The 23,707-nt window shown below is 74.4% G+C and carries 19 protein-coding genes; 6 read left to right on the top strand and 13 right to left on the bottom strand.

Translation table 11 applies throughout. The annotated features are described in order from the left end of the window. Window positions 1–5: 5 nt before the first annotated feature. The 3 genes from D7044_RS11575 to D7044_RS11565 form a co-directional block, all read right to left on the bottom strand. On the bottom strand, window positions 6–3,668 hold the full coding sequence (locus D7044_RS11575) for an ATP-dependent helicase (RefSeq protein WP_120688844.1): 3,663 nt from the start codon (window positions 3,666–3,668) through the stop codon (window positions 6–8). 156 nt (window positions 3,669–3,824) lie between these two features. Continuing rightward, entirely contained in the window at window positions 3,825–4,370 is a 546-nt protein-coding gene (locus D7044_RS11570; protein WP_120679195.1) for an LOG family protein, read from the bottom strand. Window positions 4,371–4,374: 4 nt separating this feature from the next. Continuing rightward, window positions 4,375–5,259, bottom strand: coding sequence for an LOG family protein (locus D7044_RS11565; protein ID WP_120679193.1), 885 nt, complete (start codon window positions 5,257–5,259; stop codon window positions 4,375–4,377). Between the two features lie 155 nt (window positions 5,260–5,414). On the opposite strand from D7044_RS11565, the gene D7044_RS32590 reads away from it, so the two are divergent. Next, window positions 5,415–5,582 (top strand): hypothetical protein, encoded by a 168-nt coding sequence (locus D7044_RS32590; RefSeq protein WP_199716578.1) that lies wholly within the window; start codon window positions 5,415–5,417, stop codon window positions 5,580–5,582. A 72-nt stretch (window positions 5,583–5,654) separates the two neighbouring features. Here the strand turns inward: D7044_RS32590 and dapE are convergent, their stop codons facing one another. After that, a complete protein-coding gene (dapE, locus tag D7044_RS11560; protein WP_120679191.1) occupies window positions 5,655–6,728 on the bottom strand; it encodes a succinyl-diaminopimelate desuccinylase in 1,074 nt (357 codons plus the stop codon). 81 nt (window positions 6,729–6,809) lie between these two features. Between dapE and dapD the strand changes: the two genes are divergently transcribed. Then, window positions 6,810–7,769, top strand: coding sequence for a 2,3,4,5-tetrahydropyridine-2,6-dicarboxylate N-succinyltransferase (gene dapD, locus D7044_RS11555; RefSeq protein WP_120679189.1), 960 nt, complete (start codon window positions 6,810–6,812; stop codon window positions 7,767–7,769). 53 nt (window positions 7,770–7,822) lie between these two features. On the opposite strand, the gene D7044_RS11550 is transcribed toward dapD, so the two are convergent. Next, the gene (locus tag D7044_RS11550) at window positions 7,823–11,158 is read right to left on the bottom strand and encodes a S8 family serine peptidase (RefSeq protein ID WP_120688843.1); all 3,336 of its coding nucleotides are present in this window, start codon (window positions 11,156–11,158) and stop codon (window positions 7,823–7,825) included. A 137-nt stretch (window positions 11,159–11,295) separates the two neighbouring features. Here D7044_RS11550 and D7044_RS11545 point away from each other — a divergent pair, with 137 nt between their 5' ends. Both D7044_RS11545 and D7044_RS11540 read left to right on the top strand, forming a co-directional pair. After that, entirely contained in the window at window positions 11,296–11,853 is a 558-nt protein-coding gene (locus D7044_RS11545; protein WP_120679184.1) for a sugar O-acetyltransferase, read from the top strand. A gap of 102 nt (window positions 11,854–11,955) precedes the next feature. After that, a complete protein-coding gene (locus tag D7044_RS11540; RefSeq protein WP_233564952.1) occupies window positions 11,956–14,574 on the top strand; it encodes a hypothetical protein in 2,619 nt (872 codons plus the stop codon). On the opposite strand, the gene D7044_RS11535 is transcribed toward D7044_RS11540, so the two are convergent. The 5 genes from D7044_RS11535 to fdxA are packed head-to-tail and all read right to left on the bottom strand — an operon-like array spanning window position 14,551 to window position 18,390. Further along, window positions 14,551–15,198, bottom strand: a complete 648-nt coding sequence (locus D7044_RS11535; RefSeq protein ID WP_120688842.1) for a nucleoside/nucleotide kinase family protein — start codon at window positions 15,196–15,198, stop codon at window positions 14,551–14,553. The two genes, D7044_RS11540 and D7044_RS11535, sit on opposite strands and share 24 nt — an antisense overlap. Further along, on the bottom strand, window positions 15,198–15,839 hold the full coding sequence (locus D7044_RS11530; RefSeq protein WP_120688841.1) for an SIMPL domain-containing protein: 642 nt from the start codon (window positions 15,837–15,839) through the stop codon (window positions 15,198–15,200). Before D7044_RS11530 ends, D7044_RS11535 begins: the two co-directional genes overlap by 1 nt. A 55-nt stretch (window positions 15,840–15,894) precedes the next feature. Then, entirely contained in the window at window positions 15,895–16,908 is a 1,014-nt protein-coding gene (locus D7044_RS11525; protein WP_120688928.1) for a prephenate dehydrogenase, read from the bottom strand. A gap of 49 nt (window positions 16,909–16,957) precedes the next feature. Continuing rightward, complete coding sequence (gene dapC, locus D7044_RS11520; RefSeq protein ID WP_120679178.1) at window positions 16,958–18,067, bottom strand: succinyldiaminopimelate transaminase; 1,110 nt, start codon at window positions 18,065–18,067, stop codon at window positions 16,958–16,960. Then, window positions 18,064–18,390, bottom strand: a complete 327-nt coding sequence (fdxA, locus tag D7044_RS11515; protein WP_076466513.1) for a ferredoxin — start codon at window positions 18,388–18,390, stop codon at window positions 18,064–18,066. The genes dapC and fdxA overlap by 4 nt, the downstream gene beginning before the upstream one ends. 78 nt (window positions 18,391–18,468) lie before the next feature. On the opposite strand from fdxA, the gene D7044_RS11510 reads away from it, so the two are divergent. Continuing rightward, a complete protein-coding gene (locus D7044_RS11510) occupies window positions 18,469–19,446 on the top strand; it encodes a GNAT family N-acetyltransferase (protein ID WP_120688840.1) in 978 nt (325 codons plus the stop codon). A 28-nt stretch (window positions 19,447–19,474) separates the two neighbouring features. Here D7044_RS11510 and D7044_RS11505 read toward each other — a convergent pair whose 3' ends face one another. The 3 genes from D7044_RS11505 to mshB form a co-directional block, all read right to left on the bottom strand. Beyond that, window positions 19,475–19,939 (bottom strand): hypothetical protein, encoded by a 465-nt coding sequence (locus D7044_RS11505; RefSeq protein WP_120688839.1) that lies wholly within the window; start codon window positions 19,937–19,939, stop codon window positions 19,475–19,477. Between the two features lie 78 nt (window positions 19,940–20,017). Further along, on the bottom strand, window positions 20,018–20,458 hold the full coding sequence (locus tag D7044_RS11500) for a hypothetical protein (protein WP_120679834.1): 441 nt from the start codon (window positions 20,456–20,458) through the stop codon (window positions 20,018–20,020). A gap of 11 nt (window positions 20,459–20,469) precedes the next feature. After that, entirely contained in the window at window positions 20,470–21,393 is a 924-nt protein-coding gene (mshB, locus tag D7044_RS11495) for an N-acetyl-1-D-myo-inositol-2-amino-2-deoxy-alpha-D-glucopyranoside deacetylase (protein ID WP_120679172.1), read from the bottom strand. Window positions 21,394–21,478: 85 nt separating this feature from the next. On the opposite strand from mshB, the gene D7044_RS11490 reads away from it, so the two are divergent. After that, on the top strand, window positions 21,479–23,626 hold the full coding sequence (locus tag D7044_RS11490; RefSeq protein WP_120688838.1) for a prolyl oligopeptidase family serine peptidase: 2,148 nt from the start codon (window positions 21,479–21,481) through the stop codon (window positions 23,624–23,626). Window positions 23,627–23,707 lie beyond the last annotated feature (81 nt).

The raw sequence follows: 23,707 nt of genomic DNA, 5'->3' as shown, positions 1-23,707 counted from the left end.
TCAGCTCACTCCCCGCGTTCCGGCTGCCCCGGGCGGCGGACGGCCGGCGGTTCGACGACCTGACGCCCCTGCCCGGAGACCGGGCAGCTGGTCCGCACCGGGCAGACCCGGCACTTCGAGTTCGCGACGGCGGCGAAGGTGGCGGCCGCCATCGTATCGGCGGTGCGGCGCACCAGGGCGGTCGCCCAGCCGGCCTCCGGCCCCTGCGCGGCCGGCGGCTGGCTCTGCTCCTTCGCGTCCTTGGCCGTGGTGCCGAGCTGCACCAGCGCGGCGCCACCGGACTCGTCTCCGAAGTCGGCGAACGCCCCGGCCTCGACGGCCGCCTGATAGGCGCCCAACTGCGGATGCTCGGCCAGGTCGCTCCCGGTCACCGCGGTGGACTTGCCGGTCTTCAGGTCGACCACCACGAGCCGCCCATCGGCGTCGACCTCCAGCCGGTCGACCCGGCCGACCAGCTCGACGGGGTGGTGCGGGTCGTCCAGACGTACGGCGAACTCGTGCTCGATGGCGAGCAGCCGGCGGGGGTTACCGGCCAGCCAGCGGAGCAGCTTGTCGACCATCGCCTCGGCGCGGGACCGCTCCGGCCCGGCCATCCAGCGGGCCGCCAGTTCGATCGCGTCGAACCGGGCGGCCACGTAGTCGAGCAGCGCGCCCCGGTCGGCGCTGGCGTCCTCGGCGAGCATCGCGGCGGCGTGCACCAGATTCCCCACCCCCTGCGCGGTGCTGGCCGGCGCGCTGCCGCCGTGCCGCTCCAGCAACCAGCGCAGGCTGCACCGCAGCGCGCTCTCCATCGCCGAGGGAGTCACCCGGACCGGATCCCCCTCGTCCACCAGCGGCCGGTCGTCGGAGAGCCCGCGCAGCCCCCACCAGTCGTCCGGATGCGCGCCGGGCACGCCGGCCGCCGCGAGCCGGGCCAGCTCGGCCGCCGCGGCGCGCCGCCGGGCGTACGGGACCGCCGGGTCGACCACCACGGTGCGCAGCTCGGCGACGACGGCGGGCAACGTGAGCGCCCGGGGAGGCCGGGTGACGGGCAGCGCTGCGGGCCACCCGGTCGCCGCGCCGGCACGTTCCTCCTGGTCGCTGCCGCTGTCGTCCGAGCCGCGTGACACGGGTTGCTCCGGCGGCCCGTCGGCGATCGCGTCGCGTGAGCCCGGCCCGCCGCCGACCGCGTCGCGTGAGTCGGGCCCGCCAGCGACCGCGTCGCGCGAGCCCGGCCGGCCGGCGGTCGTGTGGTCCGAGCCGGACCGGTCGCCCGGTCGGTCGTCGGGGTCGCGATCCTCCGGGTCACCGTCGGGCGTGGGTCGCGGGGCGGGTGGGGTGGGGCCGTCGCCGGGCGGGTCGACGGGCCCCAGCTCGTGCAGGAAGCGGCTCGGCTGCTCCTCGTGGTCGTCCCCGCCCACCGCCGCCGAGGCGACCGCGCTGACCAGCAGCCGACGCCGGGCCCGGGTCACCGCGACGTGGAACAGCCGCCGCTCCTCGTCGAGCAGGGCCGAGGTCTGCCCGACCACCGTGGCCACCCTGCCGCCGTCGACGGCGCGGCCGGCGAGCACGTCGACCAGCCGCTCGGAGCCGAGCAGACTGCCCCGCAGCCGCAGATCGGGCCAGACCCCCTCCTGGACGCCGGCGACCGCGACCACATCCCACTCCAGCCCCTTCGCCGCGTGCGTGGTGAGCAGCCGGACGGCGTCGCCCCGGTCGGCGGTCGGGGCGAGGGTGTCGGCCGGCAACTCCTGGCCGAGAACGTGGTCGAGGAACACCTCCGTACGCGCGCCTGGCAGCCGGTCGGTGAACCGGGCCGCCGCGTCGAAGAGCACCATCACCGCGTCGAGGTCCCGGTCGGCGGCCTCGGCCCGACGCCGCCGCGCGACGTCCCCCTCGCCGGGCACCGGCCGGCCCCGGCTGATCGCGCCGGCCCACCGCTCGGCCAGGCCGCTGGCCTGCCACACCGCCCAGAGCACGTCCTCGGCCGTGGCGCCGGGACGCTCGGCCGCCTCTCGGGCGCGCGCCAGCAGCGCCGCCACGGTCTGCGCCGGCTCGGCCCATCGCCGGTCGATGCCGGCCAGCTCCGCCGGGTCCCGCAGCGCGGCGACGAGCAGCTCGCCGGAGGGACGCCGTTCACCGGCCGCCAGAGCCAGGGCGCGCAGGCCCTGCCGTAGCCGCCGCTCGGCCAGCGGGTCGGCTCCGCCGAGCGGCGAGTGCAGCAGCGCGACGGCCGCCTCCTCGTCGAGCCGCTCCGGTTCGAGCGCGCAGCGCAGCAGCAGGAGCAGCGGCGCGACCGCCGGTTGCAGGTGCAGCGGCAGGTCCTCGCCGTGCACGACGGTGGGCACCCCGGCGGCGTGCAGCGCCCGTTGCAGCGTGGGCAGCGCGAGCGCGGTGGAGCGGAGCAGCACCGCCATCGCCGACCAGGGAACCCCGTCGAGCAGGTGCGCCGTGCGCAGCGTGTGGGCCAGCCAGGCCGCCTCGCTGGTCGCCGAGCGGAAGGTGTGCACCTCCACGGCGCCGGGCGGCGCGTCGGGCAACGGTCGCAGCCGGCGGTGCGCCGCCGGGCCACGCAGCCGACGGGAGATCCGGCCGGCTGCGGTCAGCAGTCGGGCGCCGGCCCGGTAGGAGGTGGCGAGCAGCACCTGCGCCGCCGGCGCGCCGGAGACCGTCCGGAACCGGTGCGGGAACATGGTCACCCCGGCCGGGTCGGCACCCCGGAAGGCGTACGTGGACGAATCCGGATCGGCGAAGGCGACCAGCGGCTTCCCGCCCCCGGCCACCACGGCGAGCAGCTCCAGCTGGGCCGGGTCGGTGTCGGCCAGCTCGTCGACGTAGACGTACGCCAGCCGGCGCCGCTCGGCCGCGAGCAGCTCCTCGTCGTCGCGCAGCAGCCCGGTGGCGGCCCGGACCAGCTCGGCCGGGTCGTACGCGATCGAGCCGCGGTTGCTGACGTCGCGCAGCGCCAGCACGGCGACGTACTCCCGGAGGAACCGCGCGGCCGCCGGCCAGTCGGCCCGGCCGAGCCGCTCGCCGAGGCGGGCCAGCTCCACCGGGCCCACCCCGCGTTCGGCGGCGCGCATCAGCAGGTCCCGCAGCTGGGCGGCGAAGGCCCGGGTGCGTAGGGCGGGGCGCATGTCCTCCGGCCAGCCGACCGGGTCGTCCTCCGGCTCCTCGCCGACCACGTCCAGCAGCTCGCGGATGATCAGATCCTGCTCGGGACCGGTGAGCAGCCGGGGTGACGGCTCGCCCCGCTCGGCGGCGGCGCGCCGGAGCAGCCCGAAGGCGTACGCCGGGAAGGTGCGTACCAGCGGCTCGCGCAGCACCCGGTGACCCTCGCGGGCCACCCGGGCCTCGATCCGGTGGCGCAGCGCGGTGGCGCCCCGGCGGCTGAAGGTGAGCACGAGGATCCGCTCGGGGTCGACCCCCTCGGTCACCCGTGCGGCGACCGCTTCGACGAGCGTGCTGGTCTTGCCGGTGCCCGGCCCGCCCGTGACGAGCATCGGCCCGTCGGTGTGCCCGATCACCTCCGCCTGCACCGGGTCGGCCCGCCAGGTCGACCCGTCACCCGGACGCCACGGGCCGCCCGCCGGCCGCGCCGACGTGCCGTTCCCGGCGGCCGACCCTCCGGGCCGGCGGAGCCCGTCGGTCGGCCCAGTGGGCCGACGCACCAACCGGTACGCCTGCATCAGCTCATCCCACCACGCCCCTACGACACCCCCCGCACGCCACCCCGCCTGCCGGACGCCGCCGGAGGGGGCTGAGGGCACTTTGCCGGAAAGTGTCGGCTTCCGGGCCGGCGAGGCAACACCTTCAGGGAAAGTGCCGGGCAGGGTCGGGGACGGTCAGGCCAGGTGGGATTCGAGGGCGTCCAGGGCGGCGGGGACGGAGTCGACGACCGTCAGCAGGTCGAGGCCGGCCGGCTTGAGGAAGTGCTGGTCGGTGAGGTCGGCGAGCCAGTTCAGCAGCGGCCGGTAGAACCCGTCGGTGTCCACCAGCACCATCGGCTTGGCGTGCAGGGTGAGCGTGGCGGTCGTCCAGACCTCGAAGAGCTCGTCCAAGGTGCCGAGCCCGCCCGGCAGCGTCAGGAACGCGTCCGACTTGTCGATCATCAGGGTCTTACGGCTCGCCATCGAATCGGTGATCAACAGCTCGTCCGAGCGCAGGTCGGCGACCTCCAGGTCGACCAGCGCCTGCGGTATCACCCCGACGGTCGGGCCGCCGGCCGCCCGCGCCCCGTCGGCGATCGCGCCCATCATCCCGACGCAGCCACCGCCACTGACCAGGGTGTGCCCGCGCCGGGCGATCTCCGCGCCGGTCTCGGTCGCCAGGTCGAGCCAGCGCTGCTCGATCGTCCGGGAGGAGGCGCAGAAGACACAGATGGCAGCCACTCGCTCAGCTCTCCCTCGCTCCACCGGAATCGGCGGCGTCACGCTCGTCCGCGGCCTCCGCCGCGTCCCGCTGGTCGGCGGCGACGCGGGCCACCGCCTCCTCCCGGACCGCCTCCTGCTCGGCGGAGAGCGCCGCCTCGGCCTCCACGATGTGCCGGACCGCCGCCTCGACGGAGTCGGTGAGGCAGATCAACTCCAGGTCGACCGGCCCGATCTTGCCGTCGGCGGCCATCGTGTCGCGGAGCCAGTCGATCAGCCCCTGCCAGTACGCCGTGCCCATCAGCACCACCGGGAACCGGGTGACCTTGCCGGTCTGCACCAGGGTGAGCGCCTCGAAGAGCTCGTCCATGGTGCCGAACCCGCCGGGGAGCACCACGAACCCGTGGGCGTACTTGACGAACATGGTCTTGCGGGCGAAGAAGTAGCGGAAGTCGATGGCGAGGTCGACCCAGTCGTTGATGCCCTGCTCGAAGGGGAGCTCGATGCCGAGCCCGACGGAGAGGCCACCGGCCCCGCTGGCGCCCCGGTTGGCGGCCTCCATCACACCCGGGCCGCCGCCCGTGATCACCGCGTAGCCGGCCCGGGCCAGCGCGGCTCCCAGCTCCTCGGCCAGCCGGCACTCGGGGCTGTCCGGGCCGCTGCGCGCGGAGCCGAAGACGCTGACCGCCGGCGGGAGGTCGGCGAGGGTGTCGAAGCCCTCCACGAACTCCGAGAGGATGCGCAGCGCCCGCCAGGCGTCCCTGGTCTTCCAGTCGCCGCGCCCTCGGGAATCGAGCAGACGCTGATCGGCGGTGCTGTCCGGGATGGCCTGCCGGCGCAGGGTGACAGCCCCCCGGTGCCGCTCCCGCCCCGCTCTGCGGCCCGGCTCCCGCCCGTTGCTCTGACTCATGCAAGCAACCGTAGTGGAGCGACCCCCGCCGGGTGCACGGGCCGAGAACGCGTCGAAATAGTTCGCGATCTTGGGCAACCAAAACCGTCGCCCGTACGTCTTACTATTCACATACCGGGTATGCCCCGGCGCGCGCCTTCGGGGGAGGAGCCAGCGTGATCAGCAACAGCGAGATGATCCGGATCCGTCGTCAGATGCAGCGACGGATCCGCGACGTGGTGGCCGAGCGTCGCCGCGCCCGGCAGATGGAGCCGGCCGGCGAGCCGACCGGTGACTCCGACACCCGCCAGAGCACCGACCCGTCCCTCACCGCCCCACTCTGACCAACCGGCCAGGCCGGGAACGATCAGGAGGCTCGCGCCACCCGGCGCGAGCCTCCTGATCCATGTACGGGGTCAGGAGGAGGCCAGCCACCGGTGCAGGGTGGCCGCGCCGTCACGGATCTTGCCGATCTCGACGTGCTCGTCCTTGTGGTGGGCCAGGTTCGGATCACCGGGGCCGAAGTTCAACGCCGGAATGCCCAGCGCCGCGAAGCGGGCCACGTCCGTCCAGCCCAGCTTGCCGATCGGCGCGGCACCCACCGCTTCGAGGAACTCCCGCGCCGGCGGCGCCTCCAGCCCCGGCAGGGCGCCGGCCGCCGCGTCGGTCACCACCAGGTCGAAGCCGGCGAAGACCTCCCGCAGGTGCGCCTCGGCGGCCGCCGGGTCGCGGTCCGGGGCGTACCGGTAGTTGATCTCGATCTCACAACGGTCGGGGATGACGTTGCCGGCCACCCCGCCCTCGATCCGCACCGCGTTGAGGCCCTCGCGGTAGTCGCAGCCGTCGATGGTGACCCGGCGTGCCTCGTACGCCGTCAGGCGGCGCAACACCTCGACGGCGCCGTGGATGGCGTTCACCCCGTGCCAGGACCGCGCCGCGTGGGCCCGCTCGCCGTACGTGGTGACGTTCGCCCGCATGGTCCCCTGGCAACCGGCCTCGACGATGCCGTACGTGGGCTCCAGCAGCACCGCGAAGTCCGCCTGCAGCCACTCCGGGTGCGCCTCGCCGACCAGGAGCAGCCCGTTGTACCTCGACTCGATCTCCTCGGCCTCGTAGAAGAAGTACGTCACGTCGTACCGAGGGTCCGGCAGCGTCACCGCCAGGTGCAGGGCGTACGCCACCCCCGACTTCATGTCCGACGTGCCGCAGCCGTACATCAGGTCGCCGCGCATGGTGGACGGGAAGTTGTTGTTCAGCGGCACCGTGTCCAGATGCCCGGCCAACACCACCCGCTGCGACCGGCCCAGCTCGGTTCGCGCCATCACCGTGTTGCCGTGCCGGTACGTGGTGAGGTGCGGCACACCCCGGAGCACCTCCTCGACGCAGTCGGCGATCGCCTTCTCGTTGAGGGAGACGGACTCGATGTCGACGAGGGCGCGGGTCAACGCCACCGGATCGGCGAGGACCTCGGGGGTCAGCGGGTTCTCCATGTTTCGCACGGTACCGTCAGAGCCGGTGGGGGTGCCGAGTGAGCTTGCACCCGCACGACCCCGCGAACGAAGGGTGAATCTGTGACGTCCGCGCAATCCGCCTGGGGCATCGGCCTGGCCACGGTCGCCGCCGACGATCAGGTGCTCGACACCTGGTACCCGACCGGCAAGCTGGGGCTCGGCGAGCTCCCGCTGGTGGCCGGCGAGGAGAAGGCGGACGTGCTCGACCTGCCGCCGTCGGCGGTCGGCGAGCGGACCCTGCCCGGCCTGCGGGCCGTCCAGGTCGTCACCCAGATCGGCTCGCTGGACGATCCGATCAAGGACGCCGCCGACGCGTACCTCCGGCTGCACCTGCTCTCCCACCGCCTGGTGCGACCCAACGAGCTCAACCTGGACGGCATCTTCGGCAAGCTGGCGAACGTGGCCTGGACCTCGGCCGGGCCGTGCCCGCCGGAGCGGGTCGACGAGCTGCGGGTCATCGAGCGGGCCGCCGGTCGCCACCTGGCCGTGTACGGGGTGGACAAGTTCCCCCGGATGACCGACTACGTGGTGCCCTCCGGCGTGCGGATCGCCGACGCCGACCGGGTCCGCCTCGGCGCGTACCTGGCCTCCGGCACCACCGTGATGCACGAGGGCTTCGTGAACTTCAACGCCGGCACGCTCGGCACCTCGATGGTCGAGGGGCGCATCGTGCAGGGCGTGGTGGTCGGCGACGGCTCCGACGTCGGCGGCGGGGCCTCGATCATGGGCACCCTCTCCGGTGGCGGCACCGACAAGGTCCGCATCGGTGAGCGGAGCCTGATCGGCGCGAACGCCGGGGTCGGCATCTCCCTCGGCGACGACTGCGTGGTCGAGGCCGGCTGCTACATCACCGCCGCGTCGAAGATCACTCTGCCGGACGGTCGGGTGGTCAAGGCACGGGAGCTCTCCGGCGTGGACGGCCTGCTCTTCTGGCGCAACTCGGTCAACGGGGCGCTGGAGGCGAGGCCGCGCACCGGCCGGGGCATCGAGCTGAACGCGGCACTGCACGCCAACGACTGACCCGGTGAGCCCTCCGGGCCGGCGGTCACCCACCGACCCGGAGGAGCCCGGCGTCACCTCAGCCGGTACGCCTGGATGACGTGCTGGGTCACCGTGTTGCCGGCGCTGTCGCGCGCGGTGGCCCGCAGCGAGGCGTACCCGGGCCCGGCCGGGTGCCGGACGGCGGCCTTCCAGCCGTCGCCGGACTTCCGGACCTTCGCCCGCTGCCAGGTCGACCCGCCGTCGTAGGAGACCTCCACCATGAGCGCGGCGACGCGCGCCGAGGGAGCGCCCGGCTGCCGCTGCACCTGGACCGGGACGACGAAGCTCCGGCCGGCGGGCGCGTTGTTCGCGGCGTCCAGCGGTGGCGCGAAGCGGACGGCCATCGCGGGCAACGCGGCGAAGTCCTCGCCGGGGACGTGCCGGGAGCGGAACGTCCAGGCCGCGCCGACCTCGGTGCTCAGGTCGGTGAAGCTCCGCTTCGTCGCCGTCTCCAGCCGGTAGCCGGCGCCCCCCGGCGGCACCTCGAACTGGCCGAAGCCCGGGTCGGCGCTCTCCCCCACCAGCTTCCCGTTCCGGTAGAGCGCCGTCCGGGCGCTGTCCGGAAGCGAACCGCCGGCGTGACCGGACACGTCGCTGTGCAGCGGCACGTCCAGCACGATCACGTCGCCCTGCCGGGTGAGGCCCTGCCCGGGCCAGCGCGGCGCCGGGAAGGACGGCCCGTACGGCGCGCCGTTCCAGACCTCCCGGAGGTGCTTGCCGGCCCGGTAGGCCCGAGCGTCGCCGGCCAGCATGGCCCGGGGTTCGAGCCACCCGTCTCCGGTACGCACGCCGAAGGTCAACTCCGAGGTCCAGCGCACGCCCCGGGTGTTGTAGTGCTCGACCCGCTGCCCCGGCACCGCCGTCGGCAGCCCGACGGCCCAGCCGCCGACGGCCGGTTCCAGCTGCGGGAAGACCAACCGCTCGGTCTCCAGGCCGGGGTACCCGCCGCGGAACGTGTGGGTGACGGTGGCCAGGTCACGGGCGCGGTAGTCCCGGTCGAAGCCGGTCGGCAGCCGGCCGGGGAAGCCCTCGCTGAGCGCGTAGAGGTACGGGCTGCTGGCCGCCTCCCGGTCGGCCCACTGGCTGCTCACCGTGCCGACGAAACGCGCCGCCGAGCCGTTCGGGCCGAGCTGGCCGCTGGACAGGCCGGTGAAGTCGAACCCGAGCAGGCTGAAGCTGTACGAGCCGACGTCGGCGACGAAGACGTTCGCCCCGATGTCGACGAGCTGTGGCGTGGCCGTCGGGTCCGGCACCGTGCTGCGTACCGGCTTCGCCCGTCGGGCGTCGACGGTGAGCTCCGTGTCCCGGTCGAGCATCAGCTCGGGCCGGGCGATCATGGCGGCCCGGGAGTTCTGCTCGTCACCGCTGAACACGTAGCTGACCAGCGCGTACCGCCCCTTGGGCAGCCGGACCTGCACGGTGCCGTCCGGGTCGTACAGGTCGTGACTGGTGACGTCGGCCAGGTCGACGAGCGTGGTGCCGTGCTGGCCCGTCGCCGCACCCGTGTCGTCGAGGTGCCGGACGGTCAGCTGGTAGCTCTCCACCTCCCGGTGCACGGCGACCGGGGTGACCGCGACCGCGTCACCGGATCGGGCGACGACCCGCCCGGTGTAGTACCCGTCGGTGTCGCCGACCCGGGTGTCGGCGGTGACCGTGGCGGTCGCCGTACCGCCGGCCGGCACGGTCACCCGGCCGGTGCTCAGGCTGAACATCCCGCTCGGCGCGGGCGCTCCGCCGGGGCCGGTGACGTCGAGCGTGAGGTCCAGGGTGAGCGCCGTCGAGCCGTCGTTGCGCCAGGTCAGCTGGCGGGTGATCGGGGTGTCGTCGCCGTGCGGCCAGAGTGCCCGCCCGAACGAGACGCTCACCGGGTCACTGGTGACGGTCTGACCGATCGCCCGGGCCACGTCGACCCGCCCGGCGCCCTGCTCGTAGGCGGACCGCTGCGGGTGCGGCTTCGCCGAGGCCATCAGCGTCGCCTTCAGCTGCCCGGCCGTCCAGTCGCCGTGCTGGTCGGCGAGGAGCGCCACCGCGCCCGCGACGTGCGGCGCGGCCATCGAGGTGCCGGAGATGGAGACGTACGACTCGCCCACCGGGTCGCCGATCTGGCCGTCGGCGGCCCGGGCGGCCACGATCTCCACGCCCGGTGCGGTGAGGTCCGGCTTGATCGCCTCGTCGCCGACCCGCGGGCCGCGGCTGGAGAAGTCGGCGAGTTCGTCCTCGCGGTTCACCGCGCCGACGGCGAGCGCCGCGTCGGCGGTGCCGGGCGACCCGACCGGGGCGTACCCCCCGTCGTTGCCGGCGGAGACCACGAAGAGCGTGCCGGTCTCCTCGGTCAGCTGGGTCACCGCCTCCTCGAGCGGGTCGGTCTCCGGCGTGTCCATGCCGGTGAGGCTCATGTTCACCACGTCCGCCCGCTGCTCGACGGCGGCCCAGTGCATGCCTGCGAGGATGGCGGAGTCGGTGCAGAAGTCGGTCTCGCAGACCTTGCCGGAGAGCAGGGTGGCGTCCGGCGCCACGCCGCGGTACCGGCCTCCGGAGGCGGCGCCGCTGCCCGCGATGATCGAGGCCACATGGGTGCCGTGCCCCACCAGGTCACCCGGGGCCGGGTCCTCGGTGAAGTTGCGGGCCTCGGCCACCCGGCCGGCCAGGTCCGGGTGATCGGTGTCCACCCCGGTGTCGAGCACCGCGACGCGGACGCCCGCACCGGTGTATCCGGCCACGTACGCGGCGGGCGCACCGATCTGCGGGACGCTGTGTTCCAGCGTGATCCGCCGCCGGCCGTCGAGCCAGATCCGGTCGACGGCGGCCGCACCGGCCCGGGCCCCGGCTCGGCCGGCGAGGACCGTCCAGAGCTGCTCCGCCCGGTCCTTGCGCACCGTGCCGGCCACCCCGTCGATGGCGGGCAGATCGCGGGTGACGGTGAAGCCCGGCGGGGTGGCGGCGCGCCGCTCGGCCCCGGCGGCCCGGCGCAGCAGCACCGGGAGGTCGTCGTTGCGCGCGTCGTCGTAGCCGGCCGCGATCAGCTCGGTGACGTCGAAGAGCCGCCGGTCGACGCGGCCGGCGCCGATCAGCGGCAGCGCGTCCTGCGGCACGACCGAGAGCCGCCCGTGGTCCCGGCCGGTCAGGAAGCGTACGTGTTCGCGCCCCGGACCGGGCCGCACGCTGGCTGCGCCGGACGCGCTGACGGTCACCCGGTCCCCGGTGAGCAGGGTGACCGTGGCGGGCTGGTCGGCGGTCCTCGACGAGGCCGGCCCGGCGGCCGCCGGCGTCACCGGGGCGCCCGGTGGGGCGGCCACGGCGACCGCCGGCGCGGCGAGCACGAGGGCGATCGCGAGGCCTGTTCCGGTCAACTTCCGTGTTCGGTGCAACGGATCCTCCCTGATGGGGCGTGGTAACCGATGAGGGCATCGACGCCGGTCAGCATTGCATACGCGGTATGCGGTGAAGAGTCAGAAAATTGACTGACTTTCCGGCAGTAGGGCGAAAAGGCCGGGATGATCTACCGGTGACGTCCATGAAGGAGCGCCTGCTCGCGGGCGACCTGTACCAGGCCGACGACCCGGAGATCGTCGCCGAGCTGGCCCGCGCCGTACGCCTGATGGAGCGCTTCAACACCAGCCCCGCCGACGATCCCGCCGCCCGGCTCGCGGCGCTGCGAGACCTGCTCGGCGAGGTGGGTGCGGAGACCGAGATCCGGCCACCCTTCTACTGCGACTACGGCTCACGGACTCGGATCGGGCCGCGCTGCTTCGTCAACTTCAACGCCGTCTTCCTCGACGTCGCACCGATCACCATCGGCGCGGACGTCCAGATCGGCCCGAACGTCCAACTGCTCACCCCGACGCATCCCGTGGAGCCCGAGCCGCGCCGGGCGAAGTGGGAGTCGGCCAGGCCGATCACCATCGGCGACAACGTCTGGCTCGGCGGCGGCGTCATCGTGCTCGCCGGAATCGACGTCGGGGCGAACACCGTCGTCGGCGCGGGGGCCGTGGTTACCCGCGACCTACCACCGAACGTCGTCGCGCTCGGCAACCCCGCCCGCGCCGTACGGTCCGTCGAATAGTCGTTATCAAGGCTTCCACCTGCACGAACGACCGTTCCACGGCTTGCCAGCCACCCCCTACGACCGGCACTGTGGGTAATGACGTCTTCATCGGGAGGCGGCATGATCGGTCGGGTTCTCGAGCTACGGGTGCACGGGGTGTCCAACACGCCCCCGGCGCAGATCCTCGGCCTGCGCCCCGATCCGACCGGCGGGTCGCCCCAGCCGCGCCTGGTCGCCGGCGGCGCGGCGACCGGCTTCTACCGCGCCCCCGGCACCGGAACGGACGACCCGCTCGTCGTCGAGGCGTACAGCTGGGGGCAGTTGACCTCCGGCGCACGGACCGCGCGCGACGTCGAGCGCGCCCTCTGGACGCTGCTGCTGCCCTTCACCCTCGCCAACGTCGCGCTGCACGCCCGGCCCGCGATACCCCCGGAGTCGGACCGGGAACGCTGGTCCAGCGGCCCCGGCCTGACCGCCTGGCTGATTCGCCTCTTCTGCCTCAGCCTGACCTGCACGGTGGTCGTCGCGGTGACCGGGATCGGCGTCGACCTGATCGGCTGGCAGTGCGTCGACGAGGAGTGCCTGCGCCGGGTCCCGGGACCGTGGGAGTTCCTCGGCGAGGGGTGGTGGAGCGAGGGTGCCCGCGCGCTCGCCATCGGGCTCGTCGCCCCGATCGGGCTGCTCGCGCTGCTGGGGCTGCTCGCCTGGCGGACGTACCAGTACGAAGCCCAGATGCCCGCCGGCCCCGGCACCGGCCCCCTCCCCCGCCAGCCGCGGCCGATCCACGCCGACGCGCCGCCCGACGACCCGGAGCCCCGCCCCGACCGGCCACCTACCGAGCCGACGAACCCGTTGCAGGACCGCACCTTCTGGCACGGGGAGGGGCAGCTGCGCCGCTCGGCCGTGCTGCACCTCTGCACCGGCGCGATCGTCGCCGCCGCGGTGCCGCTCGGCACGGTGCTGGCCATGGACCCGCCCCGGGGAATCCGCGCGCTGGTCGCCTGGCCCACCGCCGCGGCCGGCGGCGCGGCCCTGCTGATCGTGGTGGTGGCGCTCGGCCGGCCGAGCCTCACCCGGCGGAGCGGCGCCACCCGGATCGGCCGGTGGACCGTCGGGGTCGCCGGGCTCACCGCGCTCACCGTGACCGGCACCGTGGCGCTCCTGCTGCTGCCCGACGGGCCGGCTGGTACCCCCCTCGCCGGGCTGCGCCCACCGACCGGCTGCGCCCGCGATCCCGGCACGCCGGGCTGCCTCGTCGACAGGTCGCTGCCCGGATACGACTGGATCGTCTCCTGGCTGAGCCTGGGCCAGCTGCTGCTACTGATCGCGATCGGCGCGGTCGCCCGCGCCGGCCGCCGCGCGTTGGCGCCACCGATGACCGCCGCAGGCCTGCTCGTGCTCGGCGTGTCCTGGGTCGACGGCCGGTTGCCCCTGGTGCCGGAGGCGCCGGCGCCCCTGAAGGTGTGGATGCTCGTCGTGCCGGCCGTCGCGCTCGCCGCCGTCGGACTGGCGCTGCCCCCCACCCACGCGGTCGACGAGCGCGCCGCCGCGCCACACAGCGCGGTCGCGTGGGGTGGCCGGGGGCCGGCCGTCATCGCGGGCGCTGGTTGGCTGCTCTGCGTCGCCAACTGCGCGGGGCTGCTCTACTGGGTCGCCGACCGGCTCAACAACGGGGCCACCCCGAGCGGCCGGAGCACGATCACCCCACCGGTCCCGGTGCTGTGGAGCGGGCTCGCCTTCGCCGTCGCGATCGTCGCGCTCGCGGTCACCGTCGCCCGCGCCGGCCTGCTGCTGAACCGGCTGCGCCGCCAGGCGTACGCCGAGCTGACGCCCGCCGGGCACGCGCTCTCCCCGCACGAGCTGCGCCGGTGCCGCGACGTCAGCCTCTTCCACGCCCTGCACCGGCTGGTCGGCGAGCACGCGATCCGGCTCGTCGGGCGCTACGCCGTGGTCGCCGCCGGGGTGGCCACCCTCGGCTGCGCGGCCGTGCTGTCCCACGCCCGACCGCATCCGATGCGGGCCACCGAGGGCGCGGCCGTGGTGAAGTTCGTCGCCGACGTCGGTGGCTCGATGCTCGGTTGGCTGCCCGTGCTGGTCGCCGCGATCGGCGCGCTGGTCTACCGCAACGACACCGTACGGCGCACCGTCGGAGTGATCTGGGACGTGGGCACGTTCTGGCCGCGCTCCGCCCACCCGCTCGCCCCGCCGAGCTACGCCGAGCGCGCCGTGCCCGAGCTGCAGACCAGGATCGCCGGGCTGCTCGCCCTCCGCGACGGCGACCCGCGCCGGATGGCGGGCATCATCCTCTCCGGCCACAGCCAGGGCACGGTGATCTGCGCGGCCGTCATCCTGCAACTGCCCGACCGGTGGCGGCGCCGGATCTGGTTCTTCTCGTACGGCTGCCAGCTGACCCGGCTCTACGGGCGGGTCTTCCCGGCCTACTTCGGGCCGGACCGGCTACCCACGTTGACCGGTGCGTTGACCACCTCCGCCGGCCGGTCGGGCTGGACGAACTTCTGGCGGAGCACCGACCCGCTCGGCTGGCCGGTCGACGCGGGCGAGCGGAACACGACCGTGCGCGACCCGGAGGCGCTGCACCCCAGCGACGGCGAGGTGGCCGACCCACCCATCCGGAACCACAGCGGCTACCCGCAGGCGCCGGAGTTCCAGCAGGAGCGGGCCCGGGTCACGCGGCTGCTGCTGCGCGAGGTCCCGCTACCCCGGCGGGGCCTCGGCTAGCCGCACCACCATGTCCGCCCGGCCGGCGGTGCCGGCGACAAGCGTCGCGTTCTCCTCGTCGCTGCCCATCGCCCACGCCCGCGCCGCCGTCTCGGACCGCCCGTACGCGACGTGCCGGGCGGTGAGCCGACGCAGCCGCAGCTCGGCGTCGAGGTCGAGGAACCACGCCTCGTGCAGCAGGGACCGCACCTCGTCCCACGGCGTCAACGGCAGCAGCAGGTAGTTGCCCTCGGTCACCACGAGGCGCACCTCCGGCGGCACCTCGATCGAGCCGGCGATCGGCTCCTCCAGGTCACGGCGGAACGCGGGCGCGTAGACGGAGGTCGGCTCCAGCCGGTGCAGCCGGCGCAGCAGCGAGACGTAGCCGTTGGCGTCGAAGGTGTCGGCAGCGCCCTTACGGTCGGCGCGGGCGAGCCGCTCCAGCTGCACCTGGGCGAGATGGAAACCGTCCATCGGCACCAACCGGGCGGCCGACCCGACCCCGGCGACGATCCGCTCGGCGAGGGTGGACTTGCCCGCGCCCGGCGCGCCCGCGATGCCGAGCAGCTGGCGGGGGCCGGCCTCGGCGAGGGAGCGCGCCCGCTCGATCAGCTCCTCGACCGGGAGCACCTGTGCCGGCGCCATCAGCCCAGAACCGGCTCGGAGATCGCGAACCGCGCCTGCACGGCGGCCTGCACCGACTGCGGCTGCGGATCGAGGTCGAGCTCCGGCCTCCCGCCCCCCTCGGGGCCGCCCGCGTACGCCATCCGGGCCATCATCGGCCGCTCGACACCGGTGTCCGCCAGCTCGACGAGCGCGGTGACACGGGCACCGAGCGCCTCGGCGTACTCCCGGCCCCGGGCGAGGGCGTCGGCGATCGCGGCGTGCCGGACCTCGCGGTACGTCGGGCTGTCCGGCCGTAGCGACCACCACGGCCCGGCGATCTCGACCTGGTCCAGCTCGGCCACGCGGAGCATCAGCTCGCCGAGGGCGGTGAAGTCGCTGACCGTGACGGTGGTGGTGACACTTCCGTGCCAGGCGACCACCCGCTCGGTGCCGCGCCGGGTCTCCGGGCGCACCCGCAGCTCCCCGGTCTCCCGCCGCTCGATCGCCGCGCCCTCGCCGTCGAGCCGCACGCGGACGGCGGCGGCCCGTTCGGCCAGCCTGGTCAGGGTGGCCTCCCGCTCCCGGTCGCGGGCTGTCACGGTGACCGCGAACCGGGCCAGCTCCGGGGGCACCTCCCGGTACGCCTCCCCGCGTACCGTCACCACCGGCCCGTCCACCATGCCCTCACCCTAGTCGTGGCCGCGCCCGAGCGCCGGAGCAGCGCTCAGCTCGCGCTCACGCCGGCGGACGACGCGCCAGGTAGGTCACCACGTCCGCATCGGCGGCGCAGCCGGTCAGCTGGCCGCCCGCCGAGCCCAGCTCCAGCAGGTACGCCAACTCGTCGGCGTGGTCCCCGTCGATCGGGAACTCACGCCGCTGCTCGTCCAGCGCCCGGTCGAGGAGCGCGTGACGTAGCTCCTGCGCCCGCCGGTAGCGCTCGACCAGCGCGTCCGCGTCGTCCCGGCGCAACGCGTCGACCAGCGCGTCGAGCACCACGCGGACCTGGCCGAGCTGGCCGAGCACCTCGTCCCGGTTCTGGAAGAGCATGTCCGCGATGCGCTCCACCGGCGTGCCGACCACCCGCGTGCCGTCCCGGAAGCTCCCGGCCGCCAGGCCGAGCACGGCGTCCCGGATCCCCACGTCGGCCGCCGCCCCGGCGAGGCTCCCCGCCAGCAGGTGGGGGACGTGGGAGGAGAGGGCGACCACCGAGTCGTGCACCGTCGGAGACATCGGCACGACGCGGGCCGAGAAGACCGTCACGAGGAGGCCGGCCAGCATTCGGAACGGCCCGATCCCGTCGAGGCTCGGGCAGAGCACCCAGGCCGCCCCGTCGAACAGCTCCGGCACGGCGGCGGTCAGCCCGGACCGCTCGGTGCCCGCCATCGGGTGGCCGGGCACGAACCGCCCGGTCAGGCCCTGCTCGACCGCGAAGCGGGCCACCGCGTCCTTGGTGCTGCCCACGTCGGTGACCACACAGTCGTCACCGGTGTGCCGGGCGACGGTGAGCAGGGTCTCCGGCAGGCTGGCCAGCGGCCCGGCGAGGAAGACGACGTCCCGGTCCCGGACCGCGTCGGCCAGCGCGTCGGGGAAGCGGACACCCCGGTCACGGCCGACGGCGCGGGTGGCCGGATCCGGGTCCCAGCCGACGACGTCCGGGTAGACCTCCCGCAGCCGGAGCAGGATGGACCCGCCGATGAGGCCGGTACCCACCACCGCGACCCTCGGCCGCTGACCCACGCTGCGCACCATCACGTACCCCGGTGTCCCGCTCGTACCGTCGTCGACCGACGACGCGACGTCACTGGTCGGCGAGCCGGCCGGCCACCGCGGCGACCCGCTCGTCGGACTCGGTGAGCGCGACCCGGACGTGCTGCCCACCGGTCGGACCGTAGAAGAGGCCGGGGGCGACGAGGACGCCCCGCCGGGCCAGCCAGTCCACCGTCTTCCAGCAGTCCTCGCCGCGGGTCGCCCAGAGGTAGAGGCCCGCCTCCGAGTGCTCGATGGTGAAGCCGGCCGCCTCGAACGCCTGACGCAGCACCTCGCGTCGGGCCCGGTAACGCTCCCGCTGCTCCACGGCGTGCTCGTCGTCCTGCAGGGCGGCCACCATCGCCGCCTGCACCGGCGCGGGCACGATCATGCCGGCGTGCTTGCGCACCGCGAGCAGCTCCGCCACCAGCGCCGCGTCACCGGCGACGAAACCGGCTCGGTAGCCGGCGAGGTTCGACCGCTTGGAGAGCGAGTGCACCGCCAGTACCCCGTCGTACGAGCCGCCACAGACCTCGGGCGAGAGCACCGAGACCGGCTCGGCCGACCAGCCCAGGGGTAGGTAGCACTCGTCACTGGCGACCACTGCGCCCCGCTCGCGCGCCCAGTCGACCACCTTGCGCAGGTGGGCGGCGGGCAGCACCTTGCCGTTCGGGTTGCCCGGCGAGTTGACCCAGACCAGCCGGACCCGCGAGGTCGGACCGACCGACGTCAGCGAGTCGCTGCGCACCACGGTGGCACCGGCGAGTCGGGCACCCACCTCGTAGGTCGGGTAGCTGACCGACGGCACCACGACCACGTCGTCCGGCCCGATCCCGAGCAGGGTCGGCAGCCAGGCGACCAGCTCCTTCGAGCCGATGGTCGGCAGCACGCCCAGACCGTTCGCCCCGGCGCCGCAGGCGCGGACGACCCAGGCGGTGATCGCCGCGCGCAGCGCGGGGGTGCCGGCGGTCAGCGGGTAACCGGGGGAGTCGGAGGCGTCAGCCAGCGCCTGCCGGATCACCTGCGGCACCGGGTCGACCGGCGTGCCGACGGAGAGGTTGATCAGGCCCTCCGGGTGCGCGGCGGCGACGGTGGCCGCCGCGTCCAGAGTGTCCCAGGGGAAGTCGGGCAGGTGCGCCGAGATCGGCGCGGGCCGGCTCAGTGTCCCTCACCGCGCGGCGGCTGCGCGGCGACGAACGCCGCATCCTTCTCCACCTTGCCGATCTTCGAGGCGCCGCCGGGCGAGCCGAGGTCCTCGAAGAACTCGTAGTTGGCGCCCGTGTAGTCCTTCCACTGCTCCGGCACGTCGTCCTCGTAGAAGATCGCCTCGACCGGGCAGACGGGCTCACAGGCACCACAGTCGACGCACTCGTCGGGGTGGATGTAGAGCATCCGGTTGCCCTCGTAAATGCAGTCGACCGGGCACTCCTCGATGCATGCCTTGTCGAGCACATCCACGCACGGCTCGGCGATGATGTAGGTCACCGGTCTTCTCCTCCGCAAGACGCGCCGCGATCTCCGCGACGGTAAGAGCCTAGTATCTCGCCGGGGAGGGGGTCGATCGTGCTGGGTCAGCAGGATGTGGGACACCGGATCGTGGTTCGGCGGATTGTCGGTATTCGCGAAGGCCGACCCCTGTTCTCCGACGCCCTCGGCGAGTTGGTCGAGCTGGACGAGACCCATCTCACGTTGAGCACCGCGCACGGCCCGCTGCGCGTGCCCCGGGACGAGGTGCACCGGGCCAAGCGGGTGCCGCCGGCCCGCCGCCCCACCGCGGCGGCCGTGATCGAGCTGGAGCTCGCCGCCGACGAGGCCTGGCCGGCGCCCACGCGCGAGCGGCTGGGTGGCTGGCTGCTGCGGGCCGCCGACGGCTGGACCGGGCGGGCCAACTCGGCGCTACCCGTCGGCGACCCGGACCGGCCGCTGCCGGCGGCCCTGGACACGGTCGAGCGGTGGTACGCCGAGCGTGGCCTCACCCCGCTGGTGAACACCCCGCTGCCACTCGCCACGCCGGTCGGCGCCGAGCTGGACGCCCGGGGCTGGAGCGGCCGACCGCCGGTGCTGGTGCAGACCGCGCCGCTCCCCCTGGTGACCGCCGCCTCGCCGACCCCACCGGCGCCCCGGGGCCCGGGCGGGTCGGCGTCGATACGGCTGGCGACCGCCCCCGCACCGGAGTGGCTGGCGGTCGTGGGTGACCGCAAGGCCGGCCTGCCGGACGCCGCCCGCCACGTGCTGACCGCGGTGGAGCAGGTCCGCTTCGCGCACGCGTACGCCGACGGCGAGCTGGTCGGGATGGGCCGGGGCACGGTGACCGGACAGGGCCGCTGGCTGGGGCTGACCGTCATCGAGGTGCTGCCGGCGGCCCGACGTCAGGGGCTGGCCGGCCGGATCGTCCGCGCGCTCGGGCAGTGGGGCGCGGAGGCCGGCGCCACTGACGCCTTCCTCCAGGTCGAGCAGCGCAACACCGCCGCCGTCGCCCTCTACCGCCGGTTCGGCTTCACCACCCACCACACGTACCTGACCCGCGTCCCCCCGCACTGACCCGTCGGGGCGGCACGATCCGGCCCGGTCAGCGACGGACGACCTTGCGGGGCTTGGCGGCCTTCAGCTCGGCGTAGCGCTTCAGGCCCTGCGACCGGTGGTCGAGGCCGAGCGCGGTGGCCACCAGGTAGCCGACCAGCGTCCCCGCCAGGGCGGCGCCGAGGTAGAGCCAGATCTGGGCGAAGAAGGTGCCCGCGCCACCGGCGAACGGACTGTCGCCCACCAGCAGCGGACCGACCAGCACCGTCAGGAGCATCGCGACCAGCACCGTGCCCGCCACGTCGGCCGACCATTCGCCCAGCGGTCGACGCCGCCCCCAGACGAAGGCGAGCACGGCGAGGATCACCCCGATCAGCACGAACATGCCGAGTGACACCCGGTCGGCGGCGGTGTCGTCGCCGTCGAAGCCGAAGTGGATGATCAACCGAGCGACCACGTTGACCGCGAAGAGCAGCCCGGCGAGCACCCCGATGTCGCGCCAGCGCCTCTCCATCGCACGACCTCCCGCCCAACCGTCCCCTCGGACGGTTTCCTGGCAGGAATATCTACCACTCGAACCTGTGTGCCGTCATCACCCGGGCGAGTGCGACGGCGGCGCGAGGATCTGCCGGAAACCCATCACGGCGAAGGTCATCGCGCCGGCCACGATCATGACGAGGCCGACCCAGTTGTCACCGGCGAGGAGCAGGTCCCCCTCGGCGGTCCGGATCGCCGCGACCGCCATCAGCACGAACCACGGCACCGCGGGCAGCGCCACCGACCAGCGGCGGCCGACCGTCCGGTGGGCGAACCAACCGAGCGCGATGTTCGCGCCGACCGCCACCAGCACCGACACCCCGACGAGCTGGCCGGCCACCCGGAGCGTGGCGAGCAGCAGCTCCACCACCCCGGTCACCACACCGGCGACGACCGCCACGAGGCCGCCGGCCACCCGCAGGCCGAGGTCGAGCAGGCGCGGCGGCGGGCCCGCCGGTGGCGGGTTGGTCTCGTCCGGGGCTACCGACATGGGAATGGTGGGGAGGGTCACCGCAGACCGGCCACCGCTGCCGGGGCCCGGTCGTGGCCGTGGTCGGCGAGCCCGGCGAAGAGGTCGTCCTCCCAGCCGTACGGGCCGCTGCCCGCACCCTTATCCCCCTTCGCGAGGGTGAAATACTCCAGCCCCATGAACTCGCCCCCGATGGCGCCGGCGATCGTGTAGAGCCACGAGGTCGGTGGGATCTGGGTGGCGTGGGCGCGCAGCGCGGCCTGCTTCGCGGCGTGTTGCTCGGTGGCGTCGATCCGGGCCGCGATCTGCTCGTCGGGGGTGCCGAACGGAAGCTCCGCGACGTCCTCGATCCCGGCGAACGGGTTGTCGGACGACTCGACGAACTGGTCCATGCCGGCCTTGAGCACGCTGAGCGGCATGGCCGTCCAGTAGACCTTCTCCGGAGCGATCCCCTCGGCCTCGGCCAGCTGATGCGCGCGCATCGCCACCCGGTGCGCCTGGATGTGGTCCGGGTGCCCGTAGAAGCCGTTCTCGTCGTACGTGATCATGACCTGCGGACGAACCTCCCGCATCACCTCGACCAGGTGACCGGCGGCCTCGTCCAGGTCGGCCTGCCAGAACGCCCGGGGGTGCTCGTTGGTGGCCAGCCCCATCATGCCGGAGTCCCGGTAGCGGCCCGCGCCGCCGAGGAAGCGGTGGTCGGTGACGCCCAGCGCCGCGCAGGCCGCGGTCAGCTCGGCGATCCGGTAGCCGCCGAGCTGGTCGGCCTGGTCGGCGGCGAGCTGCGCCAGCGCCGGCACGTGGATCTCGCCCTCCTCGCCGAGCGTGCACGTCACCAGCGTCACGTGCGCACCGGTGGCGGCGTAGTGCGCCATCGTCGAACCGGTTCCGATGGTCTCGTCGTCCGGGTGCGCGTGGACCAGCAGAAGGCGGCGGTCGGGCAGCATCGTCACGCCCGTCACTCTAACCGGCGGTTCCGTCCGGCCGACCCCAACGCGTCCGTGCAGGTCGGCCACATCACCTCCGGAGCCGACTTACGATCTGGCCGTGGACTATCCGGAGCTGGCCGCCCGTACCCGCCGGTTCAGCCACGGCGCGCCGCGCGCCGTCTCCGTGGCCGACGACGGATCCCGGGTGATCTTCCTGCGCTCGGCCGGCCCGGAGGACCCGGCCGACGCGCTCTGGCTCCTGGACGTCGCCTCCGGCGAGGAACGGCTGGTCGCCGACCCGGCGGTGCTGCTCGGGACCGACAGCGGCCCGGCCACCCTCTCCCCCGGCGAGCGGGCGCTGCGCGAGCGGTTGCGGCTCAGCGCCGACGGCATCGGCTCGTACGCCCTGGACGCCGCCGGGCGGGTGGCGGTCTTCGCGATCGCCGGCCGGCTCTTCCGGGCCGATCTGGTGCACGGTGACGTGGTGGAGGTGACCACCGTCGGACCGGTCCTCGACCCCCGGCCGGACCCGACCGGCGTTCGGCTCGCCTACGTCACCGACGCCGCGGACGGAGTCCGCCGGGGCGAGCTGCGCGTGGTCGACGCCGACGGCACCGACACGATGCTCGCCGGGGAGGACTCCGGCGTCACCTGGGGTCTGCCCGAGCACATCGCCGCCGAGGAGTTCGCCCGGTTCCGGGGCTACTGGTGGGCGCCGGACGGCCGCTCGGTGCTCGCTGCGCGGGTCGACGAGTCCCGGCTGGACCGGTGGCACCTGCACGACCCGGCCGACCCGGCCAGCCCGCCGACGACCGTCGCCTACCCACGGGCTGGCGGGCCGAACGCCGAGGTCAGCCTGCACCTGCTCGACCTGGACGACGGGTGGGTCGACGTGCACTGGGACCGGGAGACCTACCCCTACCTGACCTCGGTCAGCTGGGCGGACGGCGGCCCGCTGATCACCGTGCTGCGTCGTTCGCAGCAGCACGGCCTGGTGCTCGCGGTGGATCCGCGCACGGGTGAGACGCAGGTCCACGCCGAGCTGGCCGATCCGCGCTGGGTCGAGCCGATCGCCGGCACCCCGGCGCACCTGCCCGACGGGCGGGTGCTGGTCGGTGGTGAGCTGGCCCACGACGGGTACGACGCGCGGTGTCTCTTCGCCGACGGCACGCTGCTCACCCCGCCCTCGCTCTACGTCCGGCGCGTCGTGGGACGGCTGCCCAGCACCGGCGCGGGCGCGCCCGACCTGCTGGTCGAGGCGAGTGACGGCGAGCCGAGCGAGCGGCACCTGTTCCGGGTACGCACGACCATCGGCAGCGGGGTCGACGCCCGCCGGTTGACCTCCGACTCGGGATGGCACACCGCAGCGGTCGGCGGGGACGTGCTCGTGGTGGGCAGCGCCTCGCTCGACCACGCGGGAACGCGGTGGACGGTACGGCGCGGCGACGAGGAGGTGGCGTTGCTGAACTCGTACGCCGCCGTCTCGCCCTACTCGCCGCTGCCGCTGCTGGAGCGGGTGACCGACCGGCGGTTGCCGAGCGCGGTGCTCTACCCGAACAGCTACGTCACGGGTCGCCGGCTGCCGGTGCTGCTGGACATCTACGGCGGCCCCGGCCACCAGGAGGTGGTCGCGGCGCGTTCGGCCTGGTTGGAGCGGCAGTGGTGGGCCGACGCCGGGTTCGCGGTGGTGGTCGTGGACAACCGCGGCACGCCGGGGGTGGCGCCCTCGTTCGAGAAGGCGATCCACCGGCGGTTGGCCGACGTGATCCTGCTCGACCAGGTGGACGCGCTCACCGCGCTGGCCGACAAGCACCCGGATCTCGACCTGAGCCGGGTGGCGGTGCGGGGTTGGTCGTTCGGCGGCTGGCTGGCCGGGCTCGCGGTGCTGCGGCACCCGGAGCTGTTCCGGTGCGGCATCGCCGGGGCCCCGGTCAGCGACTGGGGTCTCTACGACACCGCCTACAGCGAGCGCTTCCTGGGGATGCCCGACGAGGGCTCGGACGTCTACGCGCACCATTCGCTGGTCGAGCTGGCCGCCGAGCCGGTGACAAATCCGGCGGAGGCCCGCCCGTTGCTGCTGGTGCACGGCATGGTGGACGACAACGTGGTCGCCGCGCACACCCTGCGGCTCTCGGCCGCGCTGCTCTCCTCCGGGCGGCCGCACTCGGTGCTGCCGCTGACCGGGGCGACGCACATGGCGGCCGGCGGCACCGCCGAGCGCCTGCTCCGGCTGGAGCTGGACTTCCTCCGCACGCACCTGGGATAGCGCGGGCCGCCCCGACCGGCGCCGAGGGCACGCACAATCCCCCGACCGCCGGGTGCGCACGACCCCCGGCCGACGACGGTG

Source organism: Micromonospora musae (assembly GCF_003626635.1).
Classification (GTDB): domain Bacteria; phylum Actinomycetota; class Actinomycetes; order Mycobacteriales; family Micromonosporaceae; genus Micromonospora; species Micromonospora musae.
Note: the sequence above shows the minus strand (reverse complement) of the source record. Positions and strands in the feature narration are given on the sequence as shown.

Coding starts and splice junctions, on each gene's coding strand:
- D7044_RS11575 (WP_120688844.1), bottom strand. CDS start 3,668: ATGCAGGCGTACCGGTTGGTGCGTCGGCCCACTGGGCCGACCGACGGG.
- D7044_RS11565 (WP_120679193.1), bottom strand. CDS start 5,259: ATGAGTCAGAGCAACGGGCGGGAGCCGGGCCGCAGAGCGGGGCGGGAG.
- dapE (WP_120679191.1), bottom strand. CDS start 6,728: ATGGAGAACCCGCTGACCCCCGAGGTCCTCGCCGATCCGGTGGCGTTG.
- D7044_RS11540 (WP_233564952.1), top strand. CDS start 11,956: ATGATCGGTCGGGTTCTCGAGCTACGGGTGCACGGGGTGTCCAACACG.
- D7044_RS11535 (WP_120688842.1), bottom strand. CDS start 15,198: ATGGCGCCGGCACAGGTGCTCCCGGTCGAGGAGCTGATCGAGCGGGCG.
- D7044_RS11530 (WP_120688841.1), bottom strand. CDS start 15,839: ATGGTGGACGGGCCGGTGGTGACGGTACGCGGGGAGGCGTACCGGGAG.
- D7044_RS11525 (WP_120688928.1), bottom strand. CDS start 16,908: ATGGTGCGCAGCGTGGGTCAGCGGCCGAGGGTCGCGGTGGTGGGTACC.
- D7044_RS11505 (WP_120688839.1), bottom strand. CDS start 19,939: ATGGAGAGGCGCTGGCGCGACATCGGGGTGCTCGCCGGGCTGCTCTTC.